Source organism: Methanosarcina vacuolata Z-761 (assembly GCF_000969905.1).
Taxonomy (GTDB): Archaea; Halobacteriota; Methanosarcinia; order Methanosarcinales; family Methanosarcinaceae; genus Methanosarcina; species Methanosarcina vacuolata.
Genome location: NZ_CP009520.1, coordinates 941,385 through 952,671 on the forward strand (window position 1 = coordinate 941,385; position 11,287 = coordinate 952,671).

Genomic DNA, 11,287 nt, shown 5'->3' on the forward strand with positions numbered 1-11,287 from the left:
GATGTGTTGGTCCGTTATAGTCGGTAAAGATATAACTTCAGCCCGAAGAGTCCTCTTCAGGGCATCGATCAATTGATATCAGGAGAATTATTATGGCAAAAATGCATACCAAAAGAAAAGGCAAGTCTGCTTCCACCAGGCCAATCAGAACCGAGCCGCCTGAGTGGTGCAAGATCAGCGCAGAAGAAGTTACTACAATCACTCTTGACCTCTGGAAACAGGGTGTCTCTACTTCCGAAATCGGGATGACTTTAAGGGACCGTTACGGGGTTCCTGATGCCAAGCTTGTCACAGGTAAGAAGATCACAGCCATTCTTAAGGAGAACAATGCTCTTCCAAACGTTCCGGAAGACCTTACCAATCTGATTGTGAAAGCCCTGAGGCTCAGGAAGCACCTTTCTGTTAACAAGAAAGACGTCCACAACAAGCGTGCCCTTAACCTTACTGAATCCAAGATCAGAAGGCTTGTTAAGTACTACCAGCAGGAAAAGGTACTTCCGAGAGACTGGTTCTACAAACCTGAAACTGCAGAAATGATGATTACCAGGTAAAAACCTGGAAATCTTTCTCTGGTCGGTTTTGCCTCTCTGGCAAACCGCACCGCTATTTTAAAATCTACTTTTACTTTTTTCTCTGACCTTATTCTTTCGGACTACTTTTGAAATTGTTATATACTCATTCTTGAAAGAATTCCTTACTTGTTGCTGGTTTTTACAGGTTATGTACAAGTGCTACTTCAGGGCTTCCAGGAACCACACAGCGCATACCTGCAATCTCCCCGATAATTACAGGCAAGCCATACACTTCCTCGATCACCTTAGGTGTAATTACCTCGGCGCCCCCTTGCGCGTGGACTTTTCCCTCCTTCATGAAAATAAACCGGTCTGCGTACCTGAGGGCCTGGTTAAGGTCATGCATTGTCATTATGGCTGCAATTCTGTGCTCAAGGACAATCTGCCTGATAATGGCCAGAATCTCAACCTGATTTTTCATATCAAGGCTGCTTGTAGGTTCGTCAAGGAGGAGGACTTTTGGCTCCTGTACGAGTGAACGTGCAATTGCGACCTTCTGGAGTTCTCCGCCGCTCATTTCATCGATATATGAAAGGCGGAGTTTTTCCATGGAAAGTAACTTGAAGACAGAATCGACTATTTGAAGGTCTTTTACGGTAACGTCCCACTTGATATGGGGCCGTCTTCCAAGCAGGACTGCATCAAAAGCTGTCAGCCTTCCTGTTTCCACCCGCTGGGGAACATACCCAACAAGGCGTGCGATCTCCATTGTTCCTAGGTCAAAAAGGTTATTTCCATCAAGATGAACTGTTCCCCCTTTTGGGCGGAGAATTTTGTTAAGACATTTTAAAAGTGTAGTCTTACCAACCCCATTGGGCCCAAGGATTGCTACAATTTCTCCTTCCTCGATGGAAAAAGCTATTTCATGGAGAATTTTACGGTTTCGATACAAAAATTCAAGTTCCTCTACTGAAAGTATCATCGTTTGTACCCCTTAAGAAGTAAGTATATGAAAACCGGTGCTCCCATGAAAGCAGTAAGAATAGATACGGGAAGCACATATGGTGATATTATAAGCCTTGCCGCCGTGTCTGATGCCAGAAGCAGGATTCCTCCAAACAGAGTAGAGCCAGGTATCAGGTAACGCTGGTCATCCCCTATGACCCTTCTGACCATATGAGGACAGACCAGCCCTATAAACCCTATAACCCCAAGAAATGCAACAATCACTGCCGAGACCAGGGCTGCGATTACCATGCCTACTAACCTTGTCCTTTCCACATTGACACCGAGACCCTTTGCGGTCTCATCGCCTGCATCTATGGCATTATAGTTCCAGCAATTGGCAACGAAGAATATAACTGCAAGCAACACAACGCCAGCCATTATCTCAAGTTCCGTCCAGGTTACTCTTCCGACATCGCCAAAAGTCCAGAAAACGACTGCTGCAAGCTGGGTATCGTCAGCAAAGTACTGGAGGAATGCCGTGCCTGCGGTAAAGAGGGAAGAAAGCGCAACTCCTGCAAGTACCATTACCTCGGGCGAAGCCCCCCGTATGCTCGAGATTAGCAGGATCACTCCTGTCGCAAGAAGGCAAAAGAAAAGAGCTACCGTTGTTGTCAGGTAAGGGTTGTTGATTGTCACAGCATTTGCAACTGTGGACTGCATTTTTCCGGTACCGAGGACCACAACAGACACTGCAGCTCCGAAAGCACCGGCATTTGAAATTCCAAGCGTGAAAGGAGATGCAATGGGATTACGCAGTATAGACTGCATTGCAACCCCTGCAACCGAGAGCCCGGCTCCTGCAACTATTGCAGCCAGAGCTTGAGGGAGCCGGATGTTCCAGATAATTAAATCCCATTTTGTAGAAACGCTGTGTCCCGTTATGGTTTGCAGCACTTCATTAGGTGGTATTGTCACTTCTCCTACCGAGATCGAGTAAATAAGCATAATGAAGAGGAACAGAAGCCCCCCCATTAGCCAGAAGTATTTTCTGCGTATGTACACAAGATAATCTTCTGGAACTGCCCCTTTGGCAAAATGCACCTTTTTATACCCTCCATCTTATTGCAGAATTTGTTTAAAGCCCATATTACTGTAATTTCCGTTAAGATCTGAAAATACAGGTTTACCAACGAAGAAAGTGTATATTTCGTCAGCTTTTGCTTCCGGATCGATATCTTCAAACCTGTCCGGATAGAGCACTTTCCCGATAAAATAAGCGTCTGCAAGTACGGACTCATAGTTGGTGCTGTAGAAATTATAAGGGATTACTCCATAGACTTTTTTATTTTTCACAGCCGAGAGTCCTGCAAGGGATGTATCATTCTTCAGTTCTCCAATTGCACCTTCGTTACCAAGCTGGAGGGTACCAACATCGATAAATATATACTCGGGATCCCAGTCTATGAGTGCCTCCTTAGCAATATCCGCATGCTCTGTGCCCATTCCGGCTGCGACATTCTTTGCATTCACCCAGAGGAATGGTGCGTAAGCAGGTTCTGTAGCGATTATTCCATGAGCTCCAGCCATACCGACCCCGCCAATATAGGCAGTTTTTCTTTCAGATTCCGGAATGTCGGCAGTCCTGTTTTCAAGATCCTGCATCGTAGCATTGATATAATTGATTACTTCCTCTGCTCTTTCCTGTTTGCCTACTGCCTTGCCCATTATCCTCAGAGAGCTGTACACTTCGGCTTTCTGTGTCTCATTATTCAAAGACCCGTAAGGGAATGAGACCACAGGGATACCGGTTTTGTCCTGAAGGACTTCGGCTTCAGTGGCAGTAGGTGCTGCTGCCTGTCCAATCATACTGGATTTCAGGATAACCTGAGGGTTAACTTCAATGATTTTCTCAGGGTCGTCTTTACCCCTGGCCTCTCCAATCAGAGGATAGTTTTTGAGCTGGGGATTCGCATATACATAGGGGCGACCCTCGTTTTTGTTTTCCTTTTTTTCCATGCTGTCAACCCCTACTACGTCATCCTGAGCCTGCAGGTATACGAGGTAACGCAGGCACCCGGCTCCTGAGCAAACAACCCTGGTGACATTTTCAGGTATGGTGACTTCCCTGCCAAACCCATCCGTGAGTGTAAACGCTCCAGATTCTGCTGCCTTGTCGGCGCCTGAAACTCCGGAAGCTTCTGCTGAAGCTGATCCGTTCTGATCCTTATCAGATGAGGACTTGTCTGCACATCCTGAAGCCACTACCAGGGCAGCAATGAGCAATCCTATAAACATAATTTTATATATGTTATTACTATAATTAACCTTCATGTTACATCCCTTTATGATCAAAGAGTAAAAGTATTACATAAAATTAACGAAATTCTCTTAATTTAATATCCAATCTAACTAATTTTTTGAAAATAATGAGCTATTGTGATTTTTTAAGCCAGATAAGTATAAACTTATGGTGTAACTTTAATCGACTTGCTTTTAACTATTAAAAATGAAAAACTATGATGATGGCTGTTTTTTGGCAGACCAATTACTTTAAAATGTTAACTCCGTGAAAAATTAATTCAATGAAATCAGAACTAAAGAGTGGACTAAAATTTTAAAAATAAGATAAAAATACAACAAAATAAAATAAAAAATAATTTAGCAATATCTAAAAATTGTATAAAGTAATTTTTGAGCAGACTCCGAAACTAAAAATTACTTCATGTAATCTTTCGAAACTATCGATTGGTAAAACGAACTTTTTTATACCTCAATCATAGTGGAATTGATTTGAACCCAAGGTTGTCGTACTGTCCATTAAGTTCAGAGAATACAGGTTTACCAAGGAAGAATGTATAAATTTCGTCGGCTTTTGCTTCCGGATCGATATCTTCAAACCTGTCCGGATAGAGCACTTTTCCTACAAAATAAGCGTTTGCAAGTACGGACTCATAATTGGTGCTGTAGTAGTTGTATGGAATCACTCCATAGACCTTTTTATTCTTTACAGCCGAGAGTCCTGAGAGAGACGTATCATTCTTAAGCTCTCCAATTGCTCCTTCGTTACCAACCTGGAGAGTGCCGATATCGATAAATATGTACTCTGGGTCCCAGTCTACAAGTGCTTCTTTGGCAATATCCGCATGATCTGCACCCATTCCGGCTGCAACATTATTTGCATTCACCCAGAGGAATGGAGGATAAGCAGGTTCCGTTGAGATTATCCCATGAGCTCCAGCCATACTCACACCACCAATATAGGCAGTCTTTCTTTCGGATTCCGGAATGTCGGCAGTCCTGTTTTCCAGGTCTTGCATTGTAGCATTGATATAATTGATTACTTCCTCTGCTCTTTCCTGTTTGCCTACTACCTGACCCATTATACGGAGTGAATTGTACATTTCGGCTTTCTGTTCCTCGTTCTTTAAAGAGCCGTAAGGGAACATGACAACAGGAATGCCAGTTTTATTCTGAAGCGTATCGGCATCAGCACCATTGGTTGCTGCCGACTGGCCGCTTGTCCCGGTTTTCAGGATGACCTGGGGGCTGATGGCAATTATCTTTTCAGGATCATCTTTGCCTCTGAATTCTCCAATAAGAGGATAATCTTTGAGCTGCGGGTTTGCAAGGGCATAGGGACGACCTTCAAACGCGCTTTCCTCTTTCTCTAAGCTATCAACTCCTACTACATCGTCCTGAGCCTGCAGGTATACAAGATAACGCAGGCATCCGGCTCCCGAGCAAACAACCCGCTCCACATTTTCAGGTATGGTAACTTCCCTGTCAAATCCGTCCTTGAGTGTCAACGCTCCAGATTCTGCTGCCTTATCAGCGTCCGAAACTCCCGAAGTTTCTGATGGAGACGATCCATTATCACTAGATGTGGATTTGTTCGTGCACCCTGAAGTCACTATAAGGGCAGCAATGAGTATTCCAATTAAAATAACTTTAGATAATTTGTTACTATAATTAAATTTCATGTTACTTTCCTCTAAGTTCAGAAAGTAAAAGTATTACATAAAATTAACTAAATTTTCTTAATTGTTATTAAATTTCAACAAATCCACTAAAATGATGAGTTATTGTGACATTTAAAGCAGCGTGACATTTTAAGCAGCTGAAGATAAACTTACGATGTAACTTGAACCAGCTTTCTTTTAATGAATGAAAATAAAAACTGTGATAGTGGCTGTTTTCTGGGGAATTAACACCTGCAAAAGGTTAACTCCGTTAAAACTGATAAGGTAAAACGGAGCTAAAAATAGGATAAAACTAAAAATTAACACAAAAATCATTATTATTATTATTATTATTATTATTATTATTACTACTATTACTCGTTTATTATTTTACGATTTCCAGGCTCATATCTATCCATCTTGATTTATGGATAAGGGAGCCCATAGAGATGACATCTACTTCTGTTTTTGCATAACTTTCAAGGTTTTCTTGGGAAATTCCTCCGGATGCCTCCACAATAACTGAGTTTCGAAGCCCTTTTCTGTTAAGTGTTTGGAGAGTTTTTTGGATAGCTTCAGGCTTCATATTGTCCAGCATTATAATATCAGCTCCAAGTTCTGCAGCGAGTACAGCGTGTTCTACAGACTCGACCTCGACTTCTATTTTCCGGGTGAAGCTGGTTTTTTTTGCGGCCTCAATTGCGGCTTCTATTCCCATTAGTTTGACATGGTTATCCTTAATCATAACCGAGTCAGAGAGGTTAAACCTGTGAGTGTCTCCTCCGCCTGCAGCTACAGCCAGCTTTTCGAACTTCCTTAAACCGGGAGTGGTTTTTCTGGTGCAGGCCACCCTTGTAGTCACGGAATACTTCCTTACCGTATCCACGCATACCCGGGTAAGAGTGGCAATCCCGCTAAGGTGCCCGAGGAAATTAAGGGCCAATCTCTCTGCCCTGAGAATGGATACTGCTCCTCCCTTTACCCTGAAAATGATCTCCCCTTCTTTTAGGCGATCACCGTCTTTAAGAGTGGTTTCAGCCTGAATTCCAAGATAGCAAAAAATTGATTCGGCTTCTTTAATCCCCGCAACAGTACAGTCTTCCTTTGTGAAAATAATAGCTTCTGCAGGTTTGTCAGGTACAATGGTGCACGAGACATCATCGTATCCCAGATCTTCTTCTATAAAGCTTTCAACCTCTTTGATAAGCATGATTTTTACCCTGCTATTTTATGTTGGACGGATTTATAAGAGGTACGGGCGTTTTGGTTTTTCCTCTCATTAAGAAAATAGTCTCAATAATCTCAATATTCTCAATAATCTCAACAGAAGGCTTTAAAAGAAGGAAAGAAATACAGTACCCCGGTCCTCAGGCTTTTAAAGCCGGGTACTAAAATCTAAAGATCAAGATTTATTGATCATTTACAGGAGCCTGAAATGCTGAAAATAGGAGTTATTGGTTGCGGATTTATTGGTGGACAGATTTGCAAGGCTATTGACAAAGGAGTTATTAACGCGGAGTTGTATGCTATCTCCGACTCTTCTAAGAGCAAAGTCCTGGAACTTACAGCCTCCCTGAAAAGGTACAGTCCTGCTTCAATGACGATTGAGGAACTACTGCAAAATGTAGACTTTGTTATAGAAAGTGCCTCTCAAAAAGCTGTCAGGTTAATAGTACCGCAGGCTCTTGAAGCTGGGCGCGATGTCATGGTTATGAGTGTAGGCGCTCTTGCGGACGAAGAACTCAGAGAAAGGCTCTTCAGACTTGCAGAGCAGAATAACTGCAAGCTCTATTTCCCTTCAGGCGCCGTTGCTGGTATCGATGGAATAAACTCTGCCTCAGCAGCGGGAATATCATCAGTTACCCTTACTACCAGAAAACCGCCTATGGGCCTTGTAGGGGCTCCCCATGTTGAAGCTCTGGGAATCAAGCTTGAAACAATCGAAAAAGAAACCCTGCTTTTTGAAGGGACTGCCTCGGAAGCAGTTAAAGCCTTTCCAGCAAATGTCAATGTTGCAGCCACAATAAGCCTGGCAGGCATAGGTTTTGAACGGACAAAAGTAAGAGTAATCGCTGACCCTACTCTGTCCAGAAATGTACATGAGATAACTGTAGAAGGCGAATTCGGGAAACTTTCCACAAGAGTCGAAAACCTTCCCTCCCCGGAAAATCCGAAAACCAGTTACCTTGCAGCCCTTTCTGCAATTTCCACCCTGAAAAAGATCCTGAGCCCGGTCCAGATCGGAACCTGAATTAATAACGAAACACTTAAAGTTAATATACTGCACTATTTTACTCACACAGTAAATAATGCAATATCTTACTGGTTCATTAAGCGAAAGAGCAGAGATTTTTACTTCTAAATTAGTCCACTTGAGCTCAAGAGTGGCGCCACTTGGCGATACCAACCAGGTCGTCCGACCAGGTCGTTTTCGCTCAAGCCTTTTTTGAAAAGGCTTGTGAGCAAGCAGTTTTTTCAAAAGGGTCGCAAGACTCGGGTGCAACTCGGAAGCTCACAAATATTATTCACAAATATTATATAGTGCGGGAGAGTTAAGCACGTAAGCTCTCAGGAGCAAATGGCATGTGTGCAAAAAGAGCGCACGGGATAGAATTTTCGTCGTTGCACTTCTTTTTACGTTCATTCGCCTGTTAAAACCTTATATTTAAACTGGTTATTTTAAGCTTGATCTTCAATCTCATATCCGGATCCCTATTTCCGGACTTTATTCCAAAAACTTATGGTGGTCCCATGCAGCAAGCAGAGCTAATAAAAAGGATCAAAGAACTCAAAATAAAACGAAATGCAGTTATTCTTGCTCATTACTATTCCCGTCCTGAGGTTCAGGATATTGCAGATTTTGTAGGAGACTCACTGGGCCTTAGCCAGGAAGCTGTCCGTCAGACTGCTGATGTCATTGTTTTTTGCGGCGTCCATTTTATGGGAGAAAGCGCTGCAATTCTCTGTCCTGATAAAACAGTCCTCCTCCCCGAAATTGATGCCACCTGCCCGATGGCAGACATGGTGGATATTGAAGGTCTCAGGAGAGAAAAAGAAAAACATCCTGATGCCGTGGTGGTCTGCTATGTCAACAGCTCGGCTGCCATTAAAGCTGAATCTTACATCTGCTGTACGTCTGCAAATGCCGTAGAGGTGGTAAACTCCCTGGAAGCTGATGAGGTTATTTTTGTGCCTGATAAAAACCTGGCTGCCTATGTAGAAGCCAGGACTGACAAAAAAATTATTCCCTGGGAGGGGCACTGTCCAACGCACCACCAGATCCTGAGAGAGGATGTCCTCAAAATGAAGGAAAAACATCCTGAAGCTAAGTTTATTGCACATCCCGAATGCCGCCCCGAGGTTCTGGATCTTGCAGACCATATAGCAAGCACGCGAGGGATGATAATGTATGCAAAAAACTCTCCTGCAAAAGAGTTCATTATAGGTACGGAATGCGGACTCCTTCATGGGCTACATAAGGCAGCTCCCGAAAAGAAACACTACTGCATATCGGAATTTGCCTGCTGTCCGAGCATGAAAATGGTTAATCTTGAAAAAGTCCTGGTCTCTCTTGAAAAAGTCCAGCACATAGTCACTGTCCCGTACGATGTGAGGATCAAAGCAAAAGAAGCACTTGATCGAATGCTCGCAGTAAAAATTCGATAAACATCAGGTGTTTTAAACTTGTATGTGAGATTCACTTAATTTCAATGATACGAAAAATAGTAAGAAGCAGGTGAGAAGAGAATCTCACATACTTCATTTCTCACATACTTCATTTCTCACATACTTCATTTCTCACATACTTCATTTCTCACATACTTCATTTCTCACATACTTCATTTCTCACATACTTCATTTCTCACATACTTCTTTTCTCACATACTTCATCTAACGTACATTTTTCTCAGATCTTTTTCTTAAATATGCCATATCCAACAAGCAGCATGAAAAGCGGTAAGGAAATTGCCATAAGTATCCTGGCTGCTCCCATTGGATTCTTTATCATACTGCTCTCATTTCCTGCACTTCCGTAAAGAACTGCTCTTCCTTCGGTTCCCAGGTTTCTAAGGGTTTCCTGTATTTTTCCTGCCCCACTGATTTTCATTATATTTTGCCCGGTATATTCCGTAATTGCAAAGAAGGAATATCCAGGAGTTTCCGATTTAAAGTAAATATAATTCTCGTCTTCTCCAACTTTTTCCGTGTAAAGTGGCTGCCAGTTATTATCATATCTTTGAAGGATTACCTGAGCCTCACTTATATTATTATCTTTGATCCATGCCTTCTCAACCTTGAACTCCACAAACCCACTTTTAATGGAAGTAGGCAGCCCTGCTCCACGATCTCCTACCCAGATATTCACATATTTATATGCTGTGCCTTCAGGAGAAGTCGGGACAAGGGTAGATCTGTTTTTAAGTTCTTCTACAACTGTTGTTGTTTTTCTGAACGTCTTTTTCGGGTCAAATTCAATCTGTACGATGCATGTAGCATTTTTTGCAAAATTGAATTGGACAGGATATCCACTTATGATACTCTCGGTGGCAAGTTCCCTAACAGCAATATTGGTCGCGGGCTCACTGGAAACAAGAGTCATACCCGAATTGCTAGAAGAATTTGAGTCATCATTTCCTGTATCGGAACTCTCGTTATCTGCACTTATAGTATCCGAACTTTCGGTACCTGAACTTTCATTATCTGAACTTGTGTTATCCGAGTTTTGAGTATCCGAACTTGTATCTGAGCTTACGGTATCCGAGTTTTTGGTGTCTGAGTTCCCAGTATCCGAACTTGTATCTGAGCTTACGGTATCCGAGTTTTTGGTGCCTGAATTTCCACTATCTGAACTTTCGCCTGAGTTTGCGTCACCGGAGTCTGAATTTCCTGTATCTGAACTTTTATTATCTGAAACCGAATCTCCTGTATCCGAACTTTCATTATCTGATCCAGGGTCTGAACTTTCATTATCTGATCCAGGGTCTAAACTTCCATTATCTGATCCAGGGTCTAAACTTCCGTTATCAGATCCAGGGTCTAAACTTCCATTATCTGATCCAGGGTCTAAACTTCCGTTATCAGATCCAGGGTCTAAACTTCCATTATCAGATCCGGAGTCTGAACCTCCATCATTCGGATCAGTGCTTGAATTTCCGTTATCGGATCCAGAATCTGAACTTCCATTATCAGATCCAGAGTCTGAACTTCCGTTATCGGATCCAGAATCTGAACTTCCATTATCAGATCCAGAGTCTGAACTTCCATTATCAGATCCAGAATCTGAACTTCCATTATCGGATACAGAGTCTGAATCCCCTTTGTCTGTGTTTGAGTCTCCAGTATCCGTGTCTGAACTTCCACTGTCTGAGACTGAATCTCCTGAATCTGAACTTCCACTGTCTGAGACTGAATCTCCTGTATCTGAACTTCCACTATCTGAGACTGAGCTTTCGTTGTCCCCCAGAGCATGTACCATGCCGGGAGCCATTCCGAGGATTATTAGCATTATCAACATTATATAAAATAGTGAATTACAAAAACCGGCTTTCATTTTTTATTTGCCTCCACCCACACGTCTGTAAGCAGAAATGTCTGGTATGCAAGTAAGTTATTGACAAGTAACCATGTAATTTATAGAAACAATATCCAAGGATTTATTTTACAGGTTGTCTCAAAACTCGACTCATTTCTACAATTGGATAATTAAATTGTTGACTTTAAATTCATATCGAAAATTATTCTGAAATTCATGTATGCGTTTGCCTTGAAATAGAGCACATTATTCTATTTGTAGAATCAAATGTAGTTTTGAGACAGCTTGTTTCGTAGATTTTTCCCATAAGTTGTTAGTTTAAAGTTGTTAGTTTA

Annotated in this window: 9 protein-coding genes; 3 read left to right on the plus strand and 6 right to left on the minus strand. The window is 42.3% G+C overall.

Features of this window, described 5'->3' with window-relative positions:
* Nucleotides 1-92: 92 nt before the first annotated feature.
* A complete protein-coding gene (locus tag MSVAZ_RS04035; protein ID WP_048118374.1) occupies nucleotides 93-551 on the plus strand; it encodes a 30S ribosomal protein S15 in 459 nt (152 codons plus the stop codon).
* Nucleotides 552-711: 160 nt separating this feature from the next.
* On the opposite strand, the gene MSVAZ_RS04040 is transcribed toward MSVAZ_RS04035, so the two are convergent.
* The 5 genes from MSVAZ_RS04040 to nadC all read right to left on the minus strand — a co-directional run bounded on the left by MSVAZ_RS04040 (nucleotide 712) and on the right by nadC (nucleotide 6,629).
* Nucleotides 712-1,494, minus strand: a complete 783-nt coding sequence (locus MSVAZ_RS04040; RefSeq protein WP_048118377.1) for an ABC transporter ATP-binding protein — start codon at nucleotides 1,492-1,494, stop codon at nucleotides 712-714.
* Complete coding sequence (locus MSVAZ_RS04045) at nucleotides 1,491-2,561, minus strand: FecCD family ABC transporter permease (RefSeq protein WP_048118380.1); 1,071 nt, start codon at nucleotides 2,559-2,561, stop codon at nucleotides 1,491-1,493. Before MSVAZ_RS04045 ends, MSVAZ_RS04040 begins: the two co-directional genes overlap by 4 nt.
* Before the next feature lie 18 nt (nucleotides 2,562-2,579).
* Nucleotides 2,580-3,791, minus strand: a complete 1,212-nt coding sequence (locus tag MSVAZ_RS04050) for an iron ABC transporter substrate-binding protein (protein WP_048118383.1) — start codon at nucleotides 3,789-3,791, stop codon at nucleotides 2,580-2,582.
* A gap of 443 nt (nucleotides 3,792-4,234) precedes the next feature.
* Nucleotides 4,235-5,440: an iron ABC transporter substrate-binding protein gene (locus MSVAZ_RS04055; protein WP_048118386.1), complete on the minus strand. Its 1,206-nt coding sequence runs from the start codon at nucleotides 5,438-5,440 to the stop codon at nucleotides 4,235-4,237.
* Between the two features lie 364 nt (nucleotides 5,441-5,804).
* Nucleotides 5,805-6,629, minus strand: a complete 825-nt coding sequence (nadC, locus tag MSVAZ_RS04060; RefSeq protein WP_048118387.1) for a carboxylating nicotinate-nucleotide diphosphorylase — start codon at nucleotides 6,627-6,629, stop codon at nucleotides 5,805-5,807.
* Between the two features lie 225 nt (nucleotides 6,630-6,854).
* On the opposite strand from nadC, the gene MSVAZ_RS04065 reads away from it, so the two are divergent.
* Both MSVAZ_RS04065 and nadA read left to right on the plus strand, forming a co-directional pair.
* The gene (locus MSVAZ_RS04065; protein WP_082091025.1) at nucleotides 6,855-7,670 is read left to right on the plus strand and encodes an aspartate dehydrogenase; all 816 of its coding nucleotides are present in this window, start codon (nucleotides 6,855-6,857) and stop codon (nucleotides 7,668-7,670) included.
* 500 nt (nucleotides 7,671-8,170) lie between these two features.
* Entirely contained in the window at nucleotides 8,171-9,085 is a 915-nt protein-coding gene (gene nadA, locus MSVAZ_RS04070; RefSeq protein ID WP_048118390.1) for a quinolinate synthase NadA, read from the plus strand.
* Nucleotides 9,086-9,326: 241 nt separating this feature from the next.
* Here the strand turns inward: nadA and MSVAZ_RS18695 are convergent, their stop codons facing one another.
* Nucleotides 9,327-10,970 (minus strand): PGF-pre-PGF domain-containing protein, encoded by a 1,644-nt coding sequence (locus tag MSVAZ_RS18695; protein ID WP_052727872.1) that lies wholly within the window; start codon nucleotides 10,968-10,970, stop codon nucleotides 9,327-9,329.
* Nucleotides 10,971-11,287: the final 317 nt, after the last annotated feature.

Coding starts and splice junctions, on each gene's coding strand:
- MSVAZ_RS18695 (WP_052727872.1), bottom strand. CDS start 10,970: ATGAAAGCCGGTTTTTGTAATTCACTATTTTATATAATGTTGATAATG.
- MSVAZ_RS04050 (WP_048118383.1), bottom strand. CDS start 3,791: ATGAAGGTTAATTATAGTAATAACATATATAAAATTATGTTTATAGGA.
- nadC (WP_048118387.1), bottom strand. CDS start 6,629: ATGCTTATCAAAGAGGTTGAAAGCTTTATAGAAGAAGATCTGGGATAC.
- MSVAZ_RS04035 (WP_048118374.1), top strand. CDS start 93: ATGGCAAAAATGCATACCAAAAGAAAAGGCAAGTCTGCTTCCACCAGG.
- MSVAZ_RS04065 (WP_082091025.1), top strand. CDS start 6,855: ATGCTGAAAATAGGAGTTATTGGTTGCGGATTTATTGGTGGACAGATT.
- MSVAZ_RS04040 (WP_048118377.1), bottom strand. CDS start 1,494: ATGATACTTTCAGTAGAGGAACTTGAATTTTTGTATCGAAACCGTAAA.
- nadA (WP_048118390.1), top strand. CDS start 8,171: ATGCAGCAAGCAGAGCTAATAAAAAGGATCAAAGAACTCAAAATAAAA.
- MSVAZ_RS04055 (WP_048118386.1), bottom strand. CDS start 5,440: ATGAAATTTAATTATAGTAACAAATTATCTAAAGTTATTTTAATTGGA.